At 72.3% G+C, this 20759-nt stretch carries 21 protein-coding genes; 11 read left to right on the forward strand and 10 right to left on the reverse strand.

What is annotated here, in order from left to right; genetic code table 11:
* Positions 1 to 25: 25 nt before the first annotated feature.
* From BA175_RS11620 to BA175_RS11655, 8 genes are read right to left on the reverse strand one after another with little or no spacing between them, the layout of a single operon-like run.
* Positions 26 to 2026: an NADH-quinone oxidoreductase subunit 5 family protein gene (locus BA175_RS11620; protein WP_069171212.1), complete on the reverse strand. Its 2001-nt coding sequence runs from the start codon at positions 2024 to 2026 to the stop codon at positions 26 to 28.
* Entirely contained in the window at positions 2023 to 2433 is a 411-nt protein-coding gene (nuoK, locus tag BA175_RS11625) for an NADH-quinone oxidoreductase subunit NuoK (RefSeq protein WP_069171213.1), read from the reverse strand. The genes BA175_RS11620 and nuoK overlap by 4 nt, the downstream gene beginning before the upstream one ends.
* Positions 2433 to 3128: an NADH-quinone oxidoreductase subunit J family protein gene (locus BA175_RS11630; RefSeq protein ID WP_254667854.1), complete on the reverse strand. Its 696-nt coding sequence runs from the start codon at positions 3126 to 3128 to the stop codon at positions 2433 to 2435. The genes nuoK and BA175_RS11630 overlap by 1 nt, the downstream gene beginning before the upstream one ends.
* Complete coding sequence (locus tag BA175_RS11635) at positions 3125 to 3673, reverse strand: NuoI/complex I 23 kDa subunit family protein (RefSeq protein WP_069171214.1); 549 nt, start codon at positions 3671 to 3673, stop codon at positions 3125 to 3127. The genes BA175_RS11630 and BA175_RS11635 overlap by 4 nt, the downstream gene beginning before the upstream one ends.
* Positions 3673 to 4641, reverse strand: coding sequence for a complex I subunit 1/NuoH family protein (locus tag BA175_RS11640; protein WP_069171215.1), 969 nt, complete (start codon positions 4639 to 4641; stop codon positions 3673 to 3675). Before BA175_RS11640 ends, BA175_RS11635 begins: the two co-directional genes overlap by 1 nt.
* Positions 4638 to 6344: an NADH-quinone oxidoreductase subunit C gene (locus BA175_RS11645; RefSeq protein WP_079159624.1), complete on the reverse strand. Its 1707-nt coding sequence runs from the start codon at positions 6342 to 6344 to the stop codon at positions 4638 to 4640. Before BA175_RS11645 ends, BA175_RS11640 begins: the two co-directional genes overlap by 4 nt.
* A gap of 14 nt (positions 6345 to 6358) precedes the next feature.
* Positions 6359 to 6985 (reverse strand): NADH-quinone oxidoreductase subunit B, encoded by a 627-nt coding sequence (locus BA175_RS11650; protein ID WP_069171217.1) that lies wholly within the window; start codon positions 6983 to 6985, stop codon positions 6359 to 6361.
* Positions 6976 to 7377 carry an NADH-quinone oxidoreductase subunit A gene (locus tag BA175_RS11655; protein WP_069171218.1) on the reverse strand — a complete coding sequence of 134 codons (402 nt, stop codon included), beginning with the start codon at positions 7375 to 7377 and terminating at the stop codon, positions 6976 to 6978. Before BA175_RS11655 ends, BA175_RS11650 begins: the two co-directional genes overlap by 10 nt.
* Positions 7378 to 7549: 172 nt before the next feature.
* On the opposite strand from BA175_RS11655, the gene BA175_RS11660 reads away from it, so the two are divergent.
* From BA175_RS11660 to BA175_RS11680, 5 genes are all read left to right on the forward strand, one after another.
* A complete protein-coding gene (locus BA175_RS11660) occupies positions 7550 to 8815 on the forward strand; it encodes a sensor histidine kinase (RefSeq protein WP_079159502.1) in 1266 nt (421 codons plus the stop codon).
* Between the two features lie 592 nt (positions 8816 to 9407).
* Positions 9408 to 10763 (forward strand): sensor histidine kinase, encoded by a 1356-nt coding sequence (locus BA175_RS11665; protein WP_069171219.1) that lies wholly within the window; start codon positions 9408 to 9410, stop codon positions 10761 to 10763.
* Positions 10764 to 11025: 262 nt separating this feature from the next.
* On the forward strand, positions 11026 to 11685 hold the full coding sequence (locus BA175_RS11670) for a response regulator transcription factor (protein ID WP_069172062.1): 660 nt from the start codon (positions 11026 to 11028) through the stop codon (positions 11683 to 11685).
* 456 nt (positions 11686 to 12141) lie between these two features.
* On the forward strand, positions 12142 to 14097 hold the full coding sequence (locus BA175_RS11675; protein ID WP_069171220.1) for a 2-oxoacid:acceptor oxidoreductase subunit alpha: 1956 nt from the start codon (positions 12142 to 12144) through the stop codon (positions 14095 to 14097).
* Positions 14090 to 15154: a 2-oxoacid:ferredoxin oxidoreductase subunit beta gene (locus BA175_RS11680; protein WP_069171221.1), complete on the forward strand. Its 1065-nt coding sequence runs from the start codon at positions 14090 to 14092 to the stop codon at positions 15152 to 15154. The genes BA175_RS11675 and BA175_RS11680 overlap by 8 nt, the downstream gene beginning before the upstream one ends.
* A 46-nt stretch (positions 15155 to 15200) precedes the next feature.
* Here BA175_RS11680 and BA175_RS11685 read toward each other — a convergent pair whose 3' ends face one another.
* On the reverse strand, positions 15201 to 15608 hold the full coding sequence (locus tag BA175_RS11685; RefSeq protein ID WP_069171222.1) for a winged helix-turn-helix transcriptional regulator: 408 nt from the start codon (positions 15606 to 15608) through the stop codon (positions 15201 to 15203).
* A 108-nt stretch (positions 15609 to 15716) separates the two neighbouring features.
* Between BA175_RS11685 and BA175_RS11690 the strand changes: the two genes are divergently transcribed.
* The 6 genes from BA175_RS11690 (at position 15717) to BA175_RS11710 (ending at position 20047) form a co-directional block, all read left to right on the forward strand.
* On the forward strand, positions 15717 to 16589 hold the full coding sequence (locus BA175_RS11690; RefSeq protein WP_069171223.1) for an SDR family oxidoreductase: 873 nt from the start codon (positions 15717 to 15719) through the stop codon (positions 16587 to 16589).
* Positions 16590 to 16739: 150 nt separating this feature from the next.
* A complete protein-coding gene (rarD, locus tag BA175_RS11695) occupies positions 16740 to 17762 on the forward strand; it encodes an EamA family transporter RarD (RefSeq protein WP_069171224.1) in 1023 nt (340 codons plus the stop codon).
* Between the two features lie 26 nt (positions 17763 to 17788).
* A complete protein-coding gene (locus tag BA175_RS30870; RefSeq protein WP_139131385.1) occupies positions 17789 to 18184 on the forward strand; it encodes a hypothetical protein in 396 nt (131 codons plus the stop codon).
* Positions 18141 to 18590, forward strand: a complete 450-nt coding sequence (locus tag BA175_RS11700; RefSeq protein ID WP_069171225.1) for a hypothetical protein — start codon at positions 18141 to 18143, stop codon at positions 18588 to 18590. The genes BA175_RS30870 and BA175_RS11700 overlap by 44 nt, the downstream gene beginning before the upstream one ends.
* A 106-nt stretch (positions 18591 to 18696) precedes the next feature.
* Positions 18697 to 19146 (forward strand): VOC family protein, encoded by a 450-nt coding sequence (locus tag BA175_RS11705; RefSeq protein ID WP_069171226.1) that lies wholly within the window; start codon positions 18697 to 18699, stop codon positions 19144 to 19146.
* An 88-nt stretch (positions 19147 to 19234) separates the two neighbouring features.
* Complete coding sequence (locus BA175_RS11710) at positions 19235 to 20047, forward strand: HAD family hydrolase (RefSeq protein WP_069171227.1); 813 nt, start codon at positions 19235 to 19237, stop codon at positions 20045 to 20047.
* A 48-nt stretch (positions 20048 to 20095) separates the two neighbouring features.
* On the opposite strand, the gene BA175_RS11715 is transcribed toward BA175_RS11710, so the two are convergent.
* Positions 20096 to 20695 carry a TetR/AcrR family transcriptional regulator gene (locus tag BA175_RS11715; protein WP_069171228.1) on the reverse strand — a complete coding sequence of 200 codons (600 nt, stop codon included), beginning with the start codon at positions 20693 to 20695 and terminating at the stop codon, positions 20096 to 20098.
* Positions 20696 to 20759 lie beyond the last annotated feature (64 nt).

Below are 20759 nucleotides of genomic sequence, written 5' to 3' on the forward strand. Positions count from 1 at the left end.
CGGATGCGCTGATATCGATCATGGCTCACGCCCCGGCGTTGACGTTGGCGAAGACGACGGCGGCGATCGCCAGGACGAGGGTTCCGGCGAGCATCGCGCCCAGGTAGGTCTGCACGTTGCCCGTCTGTGCGCGGCGGACCGCCGCGCCGAGTCCGCGGGCGAGGGTGCCGGAGCCGCGTACGTAGGTGTCGACGACCTCGCGGTCCAGGAAGCGGACGAGGAGGGCGGCGGCCCGGACGGGGCGTACGAAGAGCGCCGTGCAGAGGGCGTCGAGGTGGAATCCGGTGACCGCGTGGCGGTGCAGGCGGCCGAGCAGGAGGCGGCCGGGGTCCGAGGGGTCGGGGGCCCCCGCGATGGTGCCGTAGGCGGCGGTGTGCGACGTCATCGCCTCGGCTTCCACGAGGGCCGGTTCGGCGTCGGGGTGGGCGGCGACCGCGCCCACCGGGGGCCGGCCGGCGAGCGTGGCGGTGTGGCGCCAGGCCCCGTAGGTGACGAGTCCGCCGACGAGGCCGATGCCGGTGGACAGGACGGCGGTCGTGAGGGTGGGGGTGAGGCTGTGTCCGTCGAACCAGTCGGTCAGGGCTCCGGCCGTGAGGCCGAAGGCGATCGTGGGAACGGCGAGCACCCACAGGACGGAGGTCATCGCGGCGGGCTGCTTGCCGTGGTCGGGCACCTCGGCGCCGCGTCCGCGGAAGGTGAGGAGCCACAGGCGGGTGGCGTAGGCGGCGGTCAGCAGCGCGGCGGCGAGTCCGGCGACGAGCACCGTCCAGCCCGCCGCCGCCGGGGCCACGGTGCGGTCGCCGAGGGCGGTGTGCTCGGCGGCGACCAGTACGGCTTCCTTGGAGAAGAAACCGGCGAAGGGCGGGATGGCGGCGAGCGCGAGCAGGGCGACGGTCATCGTCCAGTAGGCGTCGGGGATGCGCGTGGCCAGGCCGCTCATGCGGGACATGGCGGCGAGTGAGTTGGTCCCCGCTGCGTGGATGACGACACCCGCGGCGAGGAAGAGGACGGCTTTGAACGCGCCGTGCGACAGGAGGTGGAAGACGGCGGCTCCGCGGTCGCCGACGGCCAGGGCACCGGACATGTAGCCGAGCTGGCCGATGGTCGAGTAGGCGAGGACGCGTTTGATGTCGTCCTGCGCGAGGGCGGCCAGCCCCGACCCGATCATCGTGACGGCCGCCATCACGGCGAGGACGACGAGCGCCGCGCCGGAGGCGGCGAAGACGGGAAGGAGCCGGGCGACGAAGTAGATGCCGGCGGCGACCATCGTCGCGGCGTGGATGAGCGCGGAGACGGGGGTGGGGCCGGCCATCGCGTCGGGCAGCCAGGTGTGCAGGGGGAACTGGGCGGACTTGCCGGCGACGCCCGCGAGCAGCAGCAGCGCGATGAGGGTGGGGTGGTCGAGTCCGCCGTTACCGACGGCGGCCAGGATGCCGGTGATGCGGAAGGTGCCGGTGTCCGCCGCCAGGGCGAACAGGCCGATGAGGAAGGGCACGTCACCGAGCTTGGTGACGAGGAAGGCCTTCAGGGAGGCGGCACGAGCCTCGGGCGTCTCCCAGTAGTGGCCGACCAGGAAGTACGAGCAGATGCCCATGATCTCCCAGCCGACCAGGAGCACCATCAGGTCGCCCGAGTAGACGACGAGCAGCATCGCGGAGGTGAAGAGGGAGACGAGGGCCGCGTACGAGGGGTAGCGGGCGTCGTCCTTCAGATAGGCGGTCGAGTAGACCTGGACGCAGGTCGCGACGAGTCCGACGAGCACGGCGACGAGGACGGCGAAGCCGTCGAGGTGCAGGGCGAGGTCGATGGGGACCGAGCCGGTGGGCGTGAGCTGGGTCGCGGCGTCGACGGCACGCCCACCGCCCTGGCGTGCGGCGACGACGGCGGCGATGACGGCTGCGAGGAGGGTGGGCAGCACGGCGAGGGGCCGGACCAATCCGGGGACGGTCCTGCCGAACAGGAGTCCGGCGGCGGCGCCCAGGAAGGGGAGGAGGGGGACGAGGACGGCAAGGGTCGTGGTGGTCACGCGGTGGCCTCCGCCTTCTTTGCCTTCCCTGCCGGAGCAGTGGCCTGGTCTGCGGTGCCGTCGGCGGCGTCCTCGTCGTCGGGGAGCGCTTCCGCGGCGTCGGTCTCGGCGGTGTCGCGGAGCCGGTCGATGTCCGAGCTGCCGCGGTTGCGGTAAACGGCCAGGACGATTGCCAGGCCGATACCGATCTCGGCTGCGGCGAGGGCGATCGTGAAGAGGGTGAGGGCCTGCCCGGAGTGGAGTGCGTCGCGAAGCCAGACGTCGAAGGCGACGAGGTTGAGGTTGACCGCGTTGAGCATCAGCTCGACGGACATCAGGACGAGGATCGTGTTGCGGCGGGCGAGCACGCCGTACAGCCCGACGCAGAAGAGGAGGACGGCGAGGACGGCGGGATAGGCGAGATGCATCAGCTCGTGCCCTCCCGGTCCGTGCGGGAGCCGGCTTCCGGCACCGCGTCGGGGGCCGCTTCCCCGTCCTCGGCGGGCGTGGCCGCCCGGTCGTCGCCCGGCGCGGCTCCCCCGACGGTGCGCGGCGCCGCTCCCCGGTCCTTGCCGGGGAGCGTCCCCCGGTCCTTGCGGGACAGGACGATCGCACCGACGAGGGCGGCGAGCAGGAGGACGGACAGGGCTTCGAACGGCAGGACCCAGTGCCGGAAGAGAAATGCTCCGGTGGCCTGGGTGGAGCCCTGGGCGGGGCCGTCCAGGTCGATCCATGTCGTACGGAAGGCGTCCGCGACGACCCAGACCAGTACGGCGGCCGAGGCCCCGGCCACGCCTGCGGCGATCCACCGGTTGTCCGAGTCGGCGTCCGGGGAGCGGCCGATGGGGGCGCGGGTGAGCATGAGCCCGAAGAGAAGGAGGACGACGATCGAGCCGACGTAGATCAGGACCTGCACCCAGGCGATGAACTCGGCCGTGAGCAGGAGGTACTCGACGGCCAGGCCGCCGAGCGCCACGACGAGCCACAGGGCGGCGTGCACGAGTTGCTTGGTCGTGACGGTGACGAGGGCCGCGCCGAGGGTGGCGAGGCCGACGAGGACGAAGGCGATCTCCACACCGGTCGGCGACAGGAACCCGGGATGGCCGGCGGCTGCGGGGATCACTTCCCTCCTCCCTGCTCGCTGTCCTGGGCCCGGAGCTTGTCGGCCGTCTTACGGGCGGCGGCGATCTCCTTCGGTTCCTCGGCCGCCGCGTCGAGTGCGGGCGGCTCGGGCACGGTCCACATCCACTCACGGAGCTTGTCGCGCTCGTGGGTGAGCTCGAGGATGTCCGTCTCCGCGTACTCGAACTCCGGTGACCAGAAGAGCGCGTCGAAAGGACACACCTCGATGCAGATTCCGCAGTACATGCAGAGGGCGAAGTCGATCGCGAAGCGGTCCAGGACGTTGCGGCTGCGCTCACGGCCGCCGGGGGCGGCGGCGGGCACCGTCTCCTTGTGGGAGTCGATGTAGATGCACCAGTCGGGGCACTCACGGGCGCAGAGCATGCAGACCGTGCAGTTCTCCTCGAACAGACCGATGACACCGCGACTGCGGGGCGGCAGCTCGGGCTGGACGTCCGGGTACTGGGCGGTGACCGTGCGCTTCGTCATGGTGCGCAGGGTGACGGCGAGGCCCTTGGCCAGGCCTGAGCCGGGGATCGGGGGCACTAGTCGATCGCCACCTTCACGATGCCCGTGAGCGCGATCTGCGCGAGGGCGAGAGGGATGAGCACGGTCCAGGCGAGCTTCTGCAACTGGTCCTCGCGCAGCCGGGGGTAGGTGACACGGAGCCAGATGACGACGAACGCCAGCACGGCGGTCTTGAGCAGGGTCCAGACCCAGCCGAGACCGTCGGCGCCGAGCGGGCCGTGCCAGCCGCCGAGGAACAGGACGGTGGTCAGCCCGCACAGGACGACGATGCCGGCGTACTCGGCGAGGAGGAACAGGGCGAAGCGGAGGCCCGAGTACTCGGTGTACGCGCCGAAGATGATCTCCGAGTCGGCGACCGGCATGTCGAAGGGGGGACGCTGGAGTTCGGCGAGCCCGGCCACGAAGAAGACCAGGGCGCCGACGATCTGCCAGGGCAGCCACCACCATTGGAAGGCGTTCAGGATGCCGGGGAGCGAGACGGTGCCGGCCGCCATCGCCACGGAGGCGGCGGCCAGCAGCATCGGCAGTTCGTAGGCGAGCAGTTGAGCGGCGGTACGGAGGCCGCCGAGGAGGGAGAACTTGTTGGCGGAGGCCCAGCCCGCCATCAGCGAACCGAGTACGCCGACGCCCATGACGGCGAGCACGAAGAAGATGCCGGCGTCGACCACCTGGCCGACCGCGCCCTCGCTCGGGCCGATCGGAAGGGCGACGAGTACGAGGAGGTACGGGAGGAGGGCGACGGCGGGGGCCAGCTGGAAGACGCGGCGGTCCGCGGCGGCGGGCACGATGTCTTCCTTCTGTGCGAACTTCACCCCGTCGGCGACGAGCTGCGCCCACCCGTGGAAGCCGCCCGCGTACATGGGGCCGAGCCGGCCCTGCATGTGAGCCATCACCTTGTGCTCCGCCTGCCCGACGACGAGCGGGAGGACCATGAACACGGCGAAAACGATGACGAGCCGGATGGCGACGTCGAGTACGTCGTTCACGCGGTATCGCCTCCGGCGGGACGGTCGGACGGGGGTGCAGGGCGGGGGCCGGCAGGCCGGGAGCCGGTCTCGCCGGAATCCCCTGCCCCGGCGGGGTCCGAGCCGACCGCGCCGGGGTCTCCGGGGTCCGAGCCGGTCACGCCGGGAGCGGCGGGACCGGGTTCGGGGTCGGCCGGGCCTTGATCGACGGGGTCGGGGGACGACTGATCCGCAGACCGCTCAGGCTGTTCGGGCTGTTCGGGCTGTTCGGGCTGTTCGGGCCGCTTGACGCGGTCGGACTGCTCGGCAGCGTGTGGCCGTTCGGGCTCCCCGGACCGCTTGGCGCGACCAGCCCGCTCAGGCTGCTCTCCATCGCCAGGCCGTTCGGGCTCCCCGGACCGCTTGACACGATCAGTCCGCTCAGGCTGCTCGGCAGCTCCAGGCTGCTCGTGCTGTCCAGGCGGGAGCTCCGGCTCGGGCTGGGCAGGCCGGCCCGGTGGCTCGGGCTGCTCGGCCCGTTCGGGCCTCTGGTCGGCCTGCGGCTGCGTGGCCCCCTCGCTGTCGCCGTGGCCCGCACCGGCGGAACCACCATCGGCACCGCGGTCAGTACCGCCGTCGGCACCGCTCTCCGGGGTGTCGCCGAACGCAGGCTGGGCGTGATGCCAGGGTGCGTCCGCGCTCCGTGGCGATCGCGGCTCACGCCGGCTCGCGGGCGGGGCGCCGGTGGTTCCGGCATCGGCGGGGCGCGGCCCCGTCGACGGGGTGCCGGAAGCCGGCTCGGGCGCGGACCCGGTCGCCGCCGCCGCGTCCTCGGCCGGAGACGTCCGAGGCGCCGGGGCTTCCCCGGTCTGCGAGGCCTTCCCGGCCGCGGAAACCTCCCCGGACGACGGTGTCTCCGGGGTGGCGGGGGCGCCCTCAGGCACCGGGGCCTCCCCGGACGCCGGCCCAGCGGCGGATTCGGCGGCGGTCCGGCCGGCCGGGCCCTGGGAAGCACTACGGGTACGGCGCGGCGGTGCTGCCGTGTCCGGGGCCGCCGCGGCGTCCGCCTCCGCGGTCCGCTGGGCCGCCGAGCCCTCGGCCGCGCTGCGGGTACGGCGTACGGGGCGGTCGCCCGCCGCACGCCCTCCTCTGGCCGGGCGTGCCGGGGCGGGCGGGAGCTGGCCTTTGAGCGGGCCCCATTCGTTCGGATCCGGTACCCCGGGCGGCAGCATCGTGCGCCGCTTGGGCCCCCCGTGCTCCGACTCGCCCGGCTCCTTCGCCCCCGGCCAGGCCTTCACGACCCGGGCCGCGAGGACGAAGTCCTTCCGCAGCGGGTGCCCTTCGAAGCCCTCGGGCAGCAACAGGGGCGCCAGGTGCGGGTGGCCCTCGAAGCCGATGCCGAACATCTCGTGGGTCTCCCGCTCGTGCCAGGCCGCGCCCGCGTACACGCCGACGGCGCTGGGCAGCGCGGGGGACTCGTGCGGGACCGTCGTGCGGACCAGCAGGCGCCGGACCGTACCGTCGCCCAGGGCCGCGACATGGGCGCAGACGCGGAAGCCGGTGCCCGGTTCGTCGACGGCGCTCAGCCAGTCGAAGTAGCTGCAGCCCAGGGTGTCGCGGGCCGTTCCGAGCGCGGTGATCCAGGAGGCGGCGGGCACGTCGACGGTCAGCAGGTCGTACGCGTACGTGGCCGTGGCCTCCGCGCCGAAGACGTCGGTGACGGCGTCGGGCAGCCGGGCGTACATGTCGGCGGCGGCGCTCACCTCGGCTCCTCCCCCGGCGCCTTCGGGCCGGCGACGAGACCGCTGCGCAGGGCCGTGGCCGACGGGCGGGCCGCCCCGTGCTCCGCGTACCGCTCGGCGAGCGACTCGCGGGCGATCTTCTCCTGGAGCTTGAGGATGCCCTGGAGGAGCGCCTCGGGCCGGGGCGGGCAGCCGGGTACGTACACGTCGACGGGGATGATCTGGTCGACGCCCTTCGTCACGGAGTACGAATCCCAGTAGGGCCCGCCGCAGTTGGAGCAGGCTCCGAAGGAGATGACGTACTTCGGTTCGGGCATCTGCTCGTACAGGCGCTTCACGGCCGGCGCCATCTTGTCGGTCACCGTTCCCGACACGATCATGAGGTCGGCCTGCCGGGGGCCGGGCGCGAAGGGGATCACACCGAGCCGGATGAAGTCGTGCCGTGCCATGGAAGCGGCGATGAACTCGATGGCACAGCATGCGAGTCCGAAGTTGAAGACCCAGAGGCTGTAGCGGCGGCCCCAGTTGAGGACCACCTTCATCGGCTCGGGTGCGAGCCTGGACAGCACACCGAGCTTCTTCGGCTCCGGCAGCAGCGTCGGATCGGGCAGCGGTTCGGGATCCGGCCGGCGCGTCACGCCCATTCGAGGACGCCCTTCTTCCATGCGTAGAGCAGTCCCACGGCCAGGAAGCCGAGGAAGACGAACATCTCGACCAGCGTCGTCGCGCCGTATCCCGGGGCCGCGAACACCGTCGCCCACGGGAACAGGAAGATCGAGTCGACGGCGAAGATCACGTACAGGAAGGCGTAGACGTAGTAGCGGACCTGGGTGTGGGCCCAGCCCTCCCCCACGGGGTCCACGCCGCATTCGTAGGTGAGGAGTTTCTCCGGCGTCGGGACCACGGGCCTCAGCAGCCGTCCGGCCCCGAAGGCGACGGCGACGAACAGCACGCCGACGAGGGCGAGCAGTCCGACCACTGAGTAGCTGTGGAAGTAGTCCGACGCGAGAACGGTCGGTCCCGGCACGTCCGCCACGTCCGCCCCTCGCTCCCTCAACCCGTTCGACGGTCTGTACGTACGCACGGGAGTCTAGGCCCTGTCGCAGAAGGGCTGAGCAGCCGTGTGGTGCGGGAGGTGGGGTTATCCCTACTTCCCCTCACCCACGAACCCCATGGCGTGGGCGTCTTCCGCCCGGCAGGCTGGTCGTATGACCCTGAGCCCTCCACCGCCGGACCGCGACCCGTCGCACCCCGCCGCCCCGGACCTCACCCTGCCGGGGAGCGCCCCGACAGGGAACGCGCGGCTCGACGACCCCGGGCCACCGCCCGTGCGCTTCGCCTTCGACCGGTGCACGTGGAAGGAGATCGCCTACCTCCTGGCCAATCTCCCCACGGCGATCGCGGGTTTCGTGTACACGGTGTTCCTGGTCGGTGTGGGCCTCGGGCTGTCGGTCACCGTGGTCGGACTGCCGCTGCTCGCGCTCGGCCTGCGGGGCGCCCGCGGGCTCGGGCGTGGGGAACGGGCCCGGGCGCGGTCGATGCTCGGGGTGCGGGTCGACGAGCCGAGCGCGCCGGCGCGCGGCCACCGGGACCGGGGCTTCTTCCCCTGGCTGTGGGCCGGGCTGAAGGATCCGGTGGCGTGGCGGGCGTTGCTGTATTCGTTCATTCGCCTGCCGTGGGGTGTGGCCACGTTCGCCGTGACGCTGGTGGGTCTGTTCGTCCTCTGGCCCGTGCTGCCGTTCATCGCGCGGGGGCTGACGAACGCCGACCGGGCGATGGTCCGCGGCATGCTGTCGCCCTCCGACGAGTTGGAGCGCAGGGTCGCCGAACTGGAGTCGGACCGGGGGGTGGTCGTGGACACCGCCGCGGCCGACCTGCGCCGCATCGAACGCGACCTCCACGACGGCGCCCAGGCCCGCCTCGTCGCCCTCGCCATGGACCTCGGACTGGCCAAGGAGAAACTCACCGACGACCCCGAAGCCGCCGCCCGCATGGTCGACGAAGCCCACGGCGAAGTGAAGGTCGCCCTCCAGGAACTCCGCGACCTCGCCCGCGGCATCCACCCCGCCGTCCTCACCGACCGGGGCCTGGACGCCGCACTCTCCGCCATCGCCTCCCGCTGCACCGTCCCCGTCACCGTCACCGTGGACCTGCCCGGCCGGCCGGTGGAGGCGATCGAGGGCATCGCGTACTTCACCGTGTCCGAACTCCTCCAGAACGTCAGCAAGCACAGCCGTGCCCGCTCGGCCTCGGTCGACGTCCGGCGCACAGGGAACCGGCTGCTGATCGAGGTGCGGGACGACGGTATGGGCGGTGCGCGGGTGGACGGCGGTACGGGCATGGCGGGGCTGGCGGAGCGGCTCGGGGCTGTCGACGGCTCCTTCGCCGTCGACAGCCCGGCCGGCGGTCCCACCACGGTCACCGCGGAACTGCCCTGGCGTGACCGCGCGGCGGCCACCGTCCCGGGGGACTGAACCGCCCGCGCCCCGCCGGACCACGGCGGGCGACGGGCGCGCGGCAGCGGCCGGCGCGGCCCCTGACCGCACGGCCTCCCGGCGACGGGGTCCGCCCTCGTGGCCCGAGGGGTGTCACGGGAATACGCGGTGGATCAGCGCGCAAGGTCGGATGCGGTGCGTCGCACGGTGGAGGGACGTCCGCACACGGGATGTACGGGGGCGTTCCGGCAACGCGGCGGGGTGCCGTAGCTGTCGTCGCGCGCCCGCCGGAAAGCGCGGGACAGCCCTCAGCTGCCTTCCACCCCGCCGCGCACGGGCCACGACGCGGCCCGGTGCGCCGTCGAGGAGACGGGCGGCGCCCGGGCCCCGCAGACAAGGTCGTCGCCCGCGGGGCCGAGGAGTTCGGGCGCCGCGGGGGCGCGCCACCCTCCGGGCCTCGGGAGCCTGGGGGTGGGGAAAACCCCCGGCCGATACGGAGACCGTCCTCATGGTGTGAGGCCCCGGGGCACAGCAGTCTTGGGATATCAGCCGATGTACCGGGCCGGCGGGAACACCCCGCCCGGAAGACCCGCGGGAGTTCCCGCCGAGAAGAAACGGACGGACGCCACTGATGGCCACGGCATACGGACCGGACACGCGGGACCGCCAAGGGCCCGGGGCCGGGCCGGGGCACCATCCCCCGGCACGGCATCTCCTCCCTGCGGTGGTGCGTGCGCCCTTCGAGGCGCGTACCTGGCGGGAGCTGGCCTATCTGCTCCTGAGTCTGCCGATCGGCGTGGTGCTGTTCGGCTTCGCGGTCACCATGGTGTCGCTGGGCCTGGGCCTGCTGATCACCTTCCTCGGGATTCCGGTCCTCGCCGCCGCACTGGTCATGTGCCGTGGCTTCGGCGTGATGGAGCGGGGCCGTGCACGCGGGCTGCTGAAGCTCGAGGTCGCAAACCCGGCCCCGGTACGTGGCAGGACGGGTGGCCTGATGTCGTGGGTCGGCGCGGTCCTGAAGAGCGGGGTGTCCTGGCGGCACCTGCTCTACGCGCTGCTGCACCTGCCGTGGGCGGTCTTCGCGTTCAGCGTCTCGCTGACGTTCTGGGCGTACGGGTGGGCCGCGTTCACCTACCCGCTCTGGCAGTGGGTCTTCCCGGCGTACGTGGGAGTGGGCGGCATCCAGCTGTACGGGGACAGCACCCACCAGGTCTACCTGGACTCCTCCCTGGACCTGACGCTGACCAGCGCCCTCGGTCTGGTCGTCGTCGTGGTCACCCCGTGGATCATCCGCGGTCTGGCGTCCGTGGACCGGCTGATGGTCCTCGGCCTGCTCGGCCCGTCCCGCCTGGCCACCCGGGTGTCGGAACTGGAGTCGGACCGGGGGGTGGTCGTGGACACCGCCGCGGCCGACCTGCGCCGCATCGAACGCGACCTCCACGACGGCGCCCAGGCCCGCCTCGTCGCCCTCGCCATGGACCTCGGACTGGCCAAGGAGAAACTCACCGACGACCCCGAAGCCGCCGCCCGCATGGTCGACGAAGCCCACGGCGAAGTGAAGGTCGCCCTCCAGGAACTCCGCGACCTCGCCCGCGGCATCCACCCCGCCGTCCTCACCGACCGGGGCCTGGACGCCGCACTCTCCGCCATCGCCTCCCGCTGCACCGTCCCCGTCACCGTCACCGTGGACCTGCAGTCACGGCCCGCGCAGGCCATCGAGGGCATCGCCTACTTCACCGTGTCCGAACTCCTCCAGAACGTCAGCAAGCACGCGCGGGCCGCCCGTGCCTCGGTCGACGTGTGGCGGGTGGCGGACCGGCTGATGCTGCAGGTGACCGACGACGGGCGCGGCGGGGCCGACGTGTCGTCGGGCAGCGGTCTGGCCGGCCTGGCCGAGAGGCTGGACGCGGTGGACGGCGTCCTGGTCGTCGACTCCCCCGTCGGCGGTCCCACCACGGTCACCGCGGAGCTGCCCTGGCGTGGCTGAGGCAGGCGCCCGTGGGGCGCGGACAGCACGCGCGCAGCGCCCCGGCCCGCCCCACGGCGGCCGGGGCGCTGCGGCGCGGCAGGCGCAGGGAGCGCCCCGGCCGGGCAGGAGCCGCGCCTTCGAGGAGCCCCGGCGGGCCGGGAAGGAACCGGGCGGGCCCGCTCCGGCACCGGAGCTGGGATGCTGGGGACAGGAGGCACGCCGCGCCGGCGGTGTGCGCAGCAGGACCGACAGTGGGGGACACAACGTCGTGGTGGACAGGGTGCGGGTCGTCATCGCCGAGGATTCGGTACTGCTCCGGGAGGGACTCACCCGGCTGCTGACCGATCTGGGGCACGACGTCGTCGCGGGGGTGGGGGATGCCGAGGCGCTGATCAAGACGGTGAGCGATCTCGCCGCGCTGGACGCGCTGCCGGACGTCGTGGTCGCCGACGTGCGGATGCCGCCCACCCACACCGACGAGGGTGTGCGGGCCGCGGTGCGACTGCGCAAGGAGTACCCCGGCATCGGGGTGCTGGTGCTCTCGCAGTACGTCGAGGAGCAGTACGCCACCGAGTTGCTGGCGGGCAGCAGCCGGGGCGTGGGTTACCTGCTCAAGGACCGGGTCGCCGAGGTCAGGGAGTTCGTGGACGCCGTGGTGCGGGTGGCGCGGGGCGGGACCGCCCTCGACCCGGAGGTGGTGGCCCAGTTGCTGGGCCGGAGCCGCAAGCAGGACGTGCTGGCGGGGCTCACGCCGCGCGAGCGGGAGGTCCTGGGACTGATGGCCGAGGGGCGGACGAATTCGGCGGTCGCCAGGCAACTGGTGGTCAGCGACGGGGCCGTGGAGAAGCACGTCAGCAACATCTTCCAGAAGCTGGGCCTCTCGCCCAGCGACGGGGACCACCGCCGTGTCCTGGCGGTCCTCACGTATCTCAACTCCTGACGGGCTGCGCGCGTACGCGCCCGGGTCGCACGTGCACGCAGCCGGCACGGGTGCGTACGCGCAGAACCGCATACCCCTCGGTGCCCTGCCCGTGGACCGCATTCCGGAACCACGCTTCCGCGGGTGCGCCCCGAGGAAAGCACGATCGAGAACCTGACCGGGGCCATGGGCGGAGGCGCTCCGTAATCCCGGGGAACAAGATCCGGAACCCGATCCGGAACAAGAGCGGAAGCCGGACCCGCCCTCGGTCCTACGTCGAAAGGCTGAGCCCGCGGGCGGCGGAGCGACCACCTGCAGGTTGCGGAATGGGGGCGTAGTCGGATGAATTCCTGTTTCGATGCCGCGTCCACCATATGATCGGTCCAGGGAAGGCGACCCTTACAGACGTAGGGTGGGGCCTGGACCGCCGGCGGGTCGGCCGGTCCTGTGCCGCCGCATCCAGGGAGGTCCAGTTCAGTGACCAGCCAGGTCAGTAGCCCAGCCGGAAAGACCGACGACGCCGGCGAGGCCGTCGCCGGGAAGCACAGCGCCCCCTTTACCGACGGAACGCGCGCCGCCGAGAAGGAAATCCGCCGCCTGGACCGGGTGATCATCCGTTTCGCGGGTGACTCGGGTGACGGCATGCAGTTGACGGGTGACCGGTTCACCTCGGAGACGGCTTCGTTCGGGAACGACCTGTCGACACTGCCGAACTTCCCGGCCGAGATCCGGGCGCCTGCCGGGACCCTGCCCGGTGTGTCGTCGTTCCAGCTGCATTTCGCCGACCACGACATCCTCACGCCGGGCGACGCGCCCAACGTTCTGGTCGCCATGAATCCGGCGGCTCTGAAGGCGAATATCGCCGATGTGCCGCGCGGTGCCGACATCATCGTGAACACGGATGAATTCGCCAAGCGCCCCATGGCCAAGGTCGGTTATGCGGTCTCGCCCCTGGAGGACGGATCGCTCGAGGCGTACAACGTGCATCCGGTGCCGCTGACGACGCTGACGATCGAGGCGCTGAAGGAGTTCGGGCTTTCCCGCAAGGAAGCCGAGCGGTCGAAGAACATGTTCGCGCTCGGGCTGCTGTCCTGGATGTACAACCGCCCGACGGAGGGCACGGAGAAGTTCCTCCGGTCGAAGTTCGCGAAGAAGCCGGTCATCGCCGAGGCGAATGTGGCGGCTTTCCGGGCCGGCTGGAATTTCGGTGAGACCACCGAGGATTTCGCGGTCTCCTACGAGGTCGCTCCGGCGTCGCAGGCATTTCCCACGGGCACGTACCGCAACATCTCGGGGAATCTGGCCCTGTCGTACGGGCTGATCGCGGCGAGCCGTCAGGCGGATCTGCCGCTGTATCTGGGCTCGTATCCCATCACTCCCGCCTCGGACATCCTGCACGAGCTCAGCAGGCACAAGAACTTCGGTGTGCGCACCTTCCAGGCCGAGGACGAGATCGCCGGGATCGGCGCCGCGCTCGGCGCGGCGTTCGGCGGATCCCTCGCGGTGACGACGACCTCCGGGCCCGGGGTGGCGCTGAAGTCGGAGACCATCGGCCTGGCGGTGTCGCTGGAACTGCCGCTGCTCATCGTCGACATCCAGCGGGGCGGCCCCTCGACGGGCCTGCCGACGAAGACCGAGCAGGCGGACCTGCTCCAGGCCATGTACGGGCGCAACGGCGAGGCCCCGGTCCCGGTCGTCGCGCCCAGGACCCCGGCGGACTGCTTCGACGCGGCCCTCGACGCCGCACGGATCGCCCTGACCTACCGCACCCCGGTCTTCCTGCTCTCCGACGGATACCTAGCGAACGGGTCGGAGCCGTGGCGGATCCCGGAGATCGACACGCTGCCCGACCTTCGGGTGCAGTTCGCGACCGGCCCGAACCACGAACTCGCCGACGGCACGGAGGTGTTCTGGCCCTACAAGCGGGACCCCAGGACGCTGGCCCGTCCGTGGGCGGTACCGGGGACCCCGGGCCTGGAGCACCGGATCGGCGGGATCGAGAAGCAGGACGGCACGGGGAACATCTCCTACGACCCGGCCAACCACGACTTCATGGTCCGCACCCGCCAGGCCAAGATCGACGGGATCGAGGTCCCCGACCTGGAGGTCGACGACCCGGCCGGCGCGACCACCCTCGCCCTGGGCTGGGGCTCGACGTACGGTCCGATCACCGCGGCGGTCCGCCGGCTGCGCGCGGCGGGCGAGATCGTCGCCCAGGCACATCTGCGCCACCTCAACCCGTTCCCGAAGAATCTCGGGGACGTGCTGAAACGGTACGACAAGGTCGTCGTGCCGGAGATGAACCTCGGCCAGCTCGCCACCCTCCTGAGGGCGAAGTACCTCGTCGACGTGCAGAGTCACCACCAGGTCAACGGAATGCCCTTCAAGGCCGAGCAGCTCGCCACCGCGCTCAAGGAGGCCATCGATGCCTGACACCACCACCAACGAACTCCTCCAGCTGGTGCCCAAGGCCGAGGGTGCCCAGTCCATGAAGGACTTCAAGTCCGACCAGGAGGTGCGCTGGTGCCCGGGGTGCGGTGACTACGCGGTGCTCGCGGCCGTGCAGGGGTTCATGCCGGAGCTCGGGCTGGCCAAGGAGAACATCACGTTCGTCTCCGGCATCGGCTGCTCCTCGCGCTTCCCGTACTACATGAACACCTACGGGATGCACTCCATCCACGGCCGTGCCCCCTCCATCGCGACCGGGCTGGCCACCTCGCGCCGCGACCTCAGTGTGTGGGTCGTCACGGGCGACGGCGACGCGCTGTCCATCGGCGGGAACCACCTCATCCACGCCCTGCGCCGCAACGTCAACCTCAAGATCCTGCTCTTCAACAACAGGATCTACGGCCTCACCAAGGGCCAGTACAGCCCCACGTCCGAGGTCGGCAAGATCACCAAGTCGACGCCCATGGGATCCCTCGACGCCCCCTTCAACCCGGTGTCCCTGGCGATCGGCGCCGAGGCCTCCTTCGTCGCCCGCACCGTCGACTCCGACCGCAAGCACCTCACGAGCGTGCTCCGCGCCGCCGCCGACCACCCCGGCACGGCCCTGGTGGAGATCTACCAGAACTGCAACATCTTCAACGACGGCGCCTTCGAGGTCCTCAAGGACAAGGAGCGGGCCGCGGAGGCCGTCATCCGCCTGGAGCACGGCAAGCCGATCCTCTTCGGGGCGGACGGCGGCAAGGGGGTCGTGCGGGACACGCTGACCGGCGACCTGGAGGTCGTCACCGTCACCGAGGACAACCGGTCGAGCATCCTCGTCCACGACGCCCACAACCCCAGCCCCACCACCGCTTTCGCACTCTCCCGCCTCGCCGACCCCGACACCCTGCACCACACCCCCATCGGGGTGCTGCGCAGCGTGGAGCGCCCGGTCTACGACACCCTCATGTCCGACCAGCTCGACGCCGCGATCGAGCAGCACGGCAAGGGCGACCTGAGCACCCTGCTGGCGGGCAACGACACCTGGACGGTCGTCGGCTGACCCGCCGTCACCCCGCCGACAGGCACACCGAGGCCCGGAGCACCCGTCAGCTCCGGGCCTCGTCGTACGCCCCGCGCGCCGTCTCCACCGCGTCCAGCCGCCGCTCCACCCAGCGGGCCAGCCCCCAGACCTGCTCCGCGGCCTCCCTGCCGAGCGGCGTCAGCGAGTAGTCCACGCGCGGCGGGATCACGGGCTTGGCGTCGCGGTGCACGAAGCCGTCCCGTTCCAGCGTCTGCAGGGTCTGGGCGAGCATCTTCTCGCTGACGCCCCCCACGGTGCGCCGCAGCTCGCCGAAGCGGTACGAACGCTCCAGCAGCGCGGCGAGGACGAGCACACCCCAGCGGCTGGTGACGTGCTCCAGCACCAGCCGGGAGGGACACATCGGCTGGTTGACGTTCGGGTGCCTGCCCGCCGTGTCCCCGCTCGTCGCGCTCACATCCACACTCACACTCATGCCAGTAGCTTACTTCAAAGTGGGTACTTTCCTCTGGTTAGTGCTGCCCTTACGGTGAGTGCAAAGAGTCCGTACGGACCAGCGCACCCGCACCCCAGGAGCAGAACCATGAGCATCGTTGTCACCGGAGCCACCGGCGAGCTCGGTCGCCGCGTCGTCGAGCGGCTGCTCGTCACGGTCCCGGCCGAGGAGATCACCGCCGTCGTCCGCAGCGAGGAGAAGGCGGCCCCTCTCGCGGCCCGCGGCGTCGAGATCCGCGTGGCGGACTACGACCGGCCGGAGACCCTGACCGGGGTGTTCCGCGCCGGCGAACGCGTGCTGCTGGTCTCCGGCAGTGAGGTCGGCAAGCGGGTGCCGCAGCACACCGCAGTGATCGAGGCCGCCAAGGCGGCGGGGGTCGCCCAGCTGGCGTACACCGGCGTGCTGGGCGGGCCCGGGGCCGACTTCCGGCTGGCCGACGAGCACAAGGCCACGGAGCAGCTGATTCTCGATTCCGGGCTGCCGTACACCTTCCTGCGCAACGGCTGGTACACCGAGAACTACACGGCGAATCTGGCCCCGGTCCTGGAACACGGCACCGTCGTCGCCAACGCCGGTGACGGCCGGGTCGCCTCCGCCACCCGGGCGGACTACGCCGCCGCGGCTGCCGCGGTACTGACGGGCGAGGGCCACCTCGGCGCGGTCTACGAGCTGAGCGGTGACGTCGCCTGGTCCCTGGCGGAGTACGCCGACGCGGTGGCGGCGGCGGCCGGCAGGGAGATCACGTACTCCGACGTGCCCGCGGCCACCCACCAGGAGATCCTCGTGGGGGCGGGGGTGCCCGAGGGCTTCGCCGCGATCCTCGTGGACGTCGACGAGGCGATCCGGCGCGGGCTGCTCGCCGGGACGAGCGGCGACCTGGCCCGCCTGATCGGCCGCCCGACGACGCCCATGGCCGAGACGGTGGCCGCAGCGGTGTCCGCCGCCGTGCCCGCCGCGTGAACGACGGCCCGCGAGGAGCGGAGGGCCCGGAGGTACGCCACGGCCGGCTCGTCACGACCGTCACCGTGAGACGGGTATGACACGGGGCCCTTCCGGCGCTACCGTCGTGCGGTCGGCCGATCGCCGGCGCCGGGAGTGCCAGGAGGGCCCGTGAAGGGGAAGAACGAACAGCGGGCAGGTCTGCTGTACGGAGTCGGCGCGTACGGGATGTGGGGCCTCGTGCCCCTCTTCTGGCCGCTGCTGGAGCCGTCCGGGGCGGTGGAGATCCTCGCCCACCGGATGGTGTGGTCGCTGGGCGTGGTCGGGGTCGCCCTGCTGGCCCTGCGCCGCTGGGCCTGGATGGGCGAACTGCTCCGGCAGCCGCGGAAGCTCGGCCTGATAGCGACCGCCGCCGCCGTCATATCGGTCAACTGGGGCCTGTACATCTGGTCCGTCAACAACGGCCATGTCGTCGAGGCGTCGCTGGGCTACTTCATCAACCCCCTCGTGACCATCGCGATGGGAGTCCTGCTGCTCGGCGAGCGGCTGAGGCCCGCCCAGTGGGCGGCGGTCGCCACCGGGCTGGCCGCGGTGCTCGTCCTGGCGATCGGGTACGGGCAGCCGCCGTGGATCTCCCTGACGCTGGCGTTCTCCTTCGCGACGTACGGCCTGGTGAAGAAGAAGGTCAACATGGGTGGCCTGGAATCCCTGGCCGCCGAGACCGCCGTCCTGTTCGTGCCCGCGCTCGGGTTCCTGCTGTGGCTCGGCGCGCGCGGCGACGCGACGTTCCTGCACGGCGGCGCGGGGCACGGCGCCCTGCTCGCCGCGACGGGCCTGATCACCGCGATCCCGCTCGTCGCCTTCGGTGCGGCGGCGATCCGGGTCCCGCTGTCCGTGCTGGGGCTGCTGCAGTACCTCGCACCGGTCTTCCAGTTCGCCCTCGGCATCCTGTACTTCCACGAGGCGATGCCCCCCGAGCGGTGGGCCGGGTTCGCCCTGGTCTGGGTGGCACTGATGCTGCTGACCTGGGACGCGCTCCGTACGGGCCGGCGCACCCGCGCGGAGGCCCTGCGGCTGGCCGTGCGGGCGGCGGAGGCCTCGGTGCCGACGGGCACCGCGGCCGCCACGGGCTCCGCACCCCCGCCGGCCCCGGCCGCGGATCCGGCCACTCCCGGACAGTCCCGCCCCGCATAGTTGCCTTCGCCGGCCCGCACTTCACCGTGCTCGGCTTCGGGGCGGGCACGGCCGAGGCGCTGCGGGCGGCGGCCGCCCACGGCGACTCGGTACGCGCGTACCAGGTGTACGCCCCCGGGGACCGGGTGACCGCCCCCTCCGTGCCCGGTCCCGGCGCACTGTGGGACGACGAGGGGCACGCGTGGGCGGCGTACGGCGCCCACGACGGCACCGTCGTGGTGGTCCGCCCCGACAACCACGTGGGACTCGTCGCGGCGGCGGACGCCGCCCCGTCGGTACGGCGGTACCTCGGCGCTCTGGACCGGGTTCCCCGGCCGGACGGGACGGGTACGGCGGACACGGTGGACGGCGCGCGCAAAGGCTGGTTGAGTGCCCCGGATGGGGACGATTCTGGGGGACATGAGGCACGTCCGGTGGCATGAGCTGCGCCATGCCCAGGGTTCCGCGTCCCAGGTTCCCGGCCTGCTCTCGCGGATCGCGTGGGACGACGGCGAGTCGGCCGGGGACGCGCTCGGCGACCTGCGGCAGTGGATAGGCGCCGTGGCCCTCTTCGACTCGACCGTCGCCACCGTGCCGTTCCTGTGGGAGCTGGCCGGAGCGCGGACGGTGAAGGACCGCCCCGGGGTCCTCGACCTGCTGCGGACGATCCTCGCCCGCGGCCACGCCCACCAGCCGGAGTGGACGCGGGCCGCGCACGCGGCGGTCCTGGCGGGCCGGCCGACGGCGGAGCGGCTGGCCGGGGACGGCGATCCGGCGGTGCGGGACGCCGCCGGCACGTTCCTCACCGCGGCCGACGGGCACACCTGCGGGGCCTGCCGGCCGGACTGAGGACCACCGCGGCCGGGGGCGGTCCGCCGGCGGCCTTTCTGCGGGAACCGGACGGGTACCGGCAATCGTCTTGCCGGTACCTCGTCCAGCCGCTAAGAACGGTCCCATGACCCTGCACTGGAAACTCGTCATCGACGCCGACGACCCGCACGGCCAGGCCGACTTCTGGGCCGAGGCACTCGGCTACCTGGTCGAGGACAACAGCGTCCTGATCGGGGAGCTGCTCGGTGCGGGGATCCTGCCCGAGTCGGCCACGGTCGAGTCCCACGGGCGCCACGCCTTCCGCGATCTCGCGGCGGTGCGGCATCCCGACGACCCGTACGAGCAGAAGAGCGGCACCGGCCTCGGCAGGCGCCTGCTGTTCCAGCGCGTCCCGGAGCCCAAGACGGTGAAGAACCGACTCCACCTGGACGTGCACGCGGCCCCCGGGCAGCGCGACGCGGAGGTGGAGCGTCTGGTGCGCCTCGGGGCGAGCGTGCTGCGCACCGTCGAGCAGCCGGGCGGTTCCTGGCAGGTCCTCGTGGACCCGGAGGGCAACGAATTCTGCGTCCACTGAGGGGCGGTCCTCCGCCGGGCGCGGTGGGCTGACCGTCCCCGCAGGTCAGCGGCGTCCCCCCGGGGACCGATCTCTCTACTCTGGCCTCATGTTCACGCCACCCGCCTACGCCCTCGTCGCCACGGACCTGGACGGCACCCTCCTGCGCTCCGACGACACCGTGAGCGCCCGCTCGCGCGCCGCCCTGGCCCGTGCCGCGTCGGCCGGCGCCCGCCATCTGATCGTCACCGGGCGGCCGGTGCCCGGCATACGCGCCCTGCTCGCGGACCTCGCCTACGACGGCCTCGTGGTCTGCGGGCAGGGCACCCAGCTGTACGACGCCGGTTCCGGCCGCATGCTGAGCTCGGTGCCGCTCGACCGGGACCTGGCCGACGCGGCCCTGGGCAAGATCGAGGCCGAGGTCGGGCCGGTGTTCGCCGCCGTGGACCAGGACGGCCCGGAGGGCAGGACCCTGATCGAACCGGGCTACCGCATGCCGCACCCCACGCTCCCCGCGCAGCGGACCGGGCACCGCGCCGAGCTGTGGGAGGCCCCCGTCATCAAGGTCCTGGTGCGCCACCCCGGGCTGACGGACGACGAGCTGGCCGCCGCGGCCCGTGCGGTCGTGGGGGATCTGGCGACCGTCACGATGGCGGGCCCCGGCACCGTGGAGCTGGCCCCGTACGGCGTGGACAAGGGCACCGGGTTCGCCCTGGCCGCCGAGGCCCTGGGCCTCGAACCCGCCGGCACGGTGGCCTTCGGTGACATGCCCAACGACCTGCCCCTGTTCCGCCGCGCGGGGCACCGGGTGGCGATGGCCGGCGCCCACGCCGAGCTGCGGGCGGCGGCGGACGAGATCACCCTGTCGAACGACGAGGACGGGGTCGCGGTGGTCCTGGAGCGGCTGTTCGGCCGGGAGTGACCGCCTCCGGCGGCCCCTGCAAGACCCCGGCCGCGGCGGGCGGGCCCGTCAGCCCGCCTCCCCCTGGGCCGCCCCCAGCGACCGCAGGACGTGGGCCACGAGGGCGGCGACCGTCTCCTCGTCCTGGGAGGGCTTGCGCAGCACATGGCGGTAGTAGACGGGGCCGTAGAGCATCTCCACCGCCAGCGGGAGGTCGGCGTCCGCCGGGATCTGGCCCTGCTCCTGCGCCCGTCGCAGCCGCCCCACGGCGGCCTCGAAGCGGGGGTCGACCAGCTGCTCCAGAACGGCCGCGGCCAGCGCGTCGTCGTGGTGCATCTCGGACAGGATGCCCGCGAACGCCGGGCCGTACGGCGGCGTCGAGACGAATCTCACCGCGCTGTTGATGTGGTTCCGCAGGTCGGCGGCGACGTCCCCGGTGTCGGTGAACGGGGTGGCGCCCACGAACACCTCGGTGAAGGCCTCCAGCAGGACGGCCCCCTTCGACGGCCACCAGCGGTAGATCGTCTTCTTGCTCACCCCGGCACGGGCCGCGATGGCCTCCACGGTGACCCGGCCGTACCCCTTCTCCGTACACAGCTCGAGGGCGGCGTCCAGCGTCGCCCGCCGTGATCGCTCGCTGCGGCGCGCGGAACTCGGCGATGTGATCATTCGGTGAGCATAGGGGGATTCCGGCCATCGCTTATTGACAGCCCGTCGCCAGAAGTCGAACAAT

The organism is Streptomyces griseus (assembly GCF_001715295.1).
GTDB lineage: Bacteria > Actinomycetota > Actinomycetes > Streptomycetales > Streptomycetaceae > Streptomyces > Streptomyces griseus_G.

Excerpts from the sequence above, each read along its gene's own strand:
- BA175_RS11700 (WP_069171225.1), top strand. The coding sequence starts at position 18,141 with ATGGGGACGATTCTGGGGGACATGAGGCACGTCCGGTGGCATGAGCTG.
- BA175_RS11650 (WP_069171217.1), bottom strand. The coding sequence starts at position 6,985 with ATGGGCGTGACGCGCCGGCCGGATCCCGAACCGCTGCCCGATCCGACG.
- BA175_RS11705 (WP_069171226.1), top strand. The coding sequence starts at position 18,697 with ATGACCCTGCACTGGAAACTCGTCATCGACGCCGACGACCCGCACGGC.
- BA175_RS11690 (WP_069171223.1), top strand. The coding sequence starts at position 15,717 with ATGAGCATCGTTGTCACCGGAGCCACCGGCGAGCTCGGTCGCCGCGTC.
- BA175_RS11715 (WP_069171228.1), bottom strand. The coding sequence starts at position 20,695 with ATGATCACATCGCCGAGTTCCGCGCGCCGCAGCGAGCGATCACGGCGG.
- BA175_RS11665 (WP_069171219.1), top strand. The coding sequence starts at position 9,408 with ATGGCCACGGCATACGGACCGGACACGCGGGACCGCCAAGGGCCCGGG.
- BA175_RS11660 (WP_079159502.1), top strand. The coding sequence starts at position 7,550 with ATGACCCTGAGCCCTCCACCGCCGGACCGCGACCCGTCGCACCCCGCC.
- nuoK (WP_069171213.1), bottom strand. The coding sequence starts at position 2,433 with ATGCATCTCGCCTATCCCGCCGTCCTCGCCGTCCTCCTCTTCTGCGTC.
- BA175_RS11680 (WP_069171221.1), top strand. The coding sequence starts at position 14,090 with ATGCCTGACACCACCACCAACGAACTCCTCCAGCTGGTGCCCAAGGCC.
- BA175_RS11685 (WP_069171222.1), bottom strand. The coding sequence starts at position 15,608 with ATGAGTGTGAGTGTGGATGTGAGCGCGACGAGCGGGGACACGGCGGGC.
- BA175_RS11710 (WP_069171227.1), top strand. The coding sequence starts at position 19,235 with ATGTTCACGCCACCCGCCTACGCCCTCGTCGCCACGGACCTGGACGGC.
- BA175_RS11645 (WP_079159624.1), bottom strand. The coding sequence starts at position 6,344 with ATGTACGCCCGGCTGCCCGACGCCGTCACCGACGTCTTCGGCGCGGAG.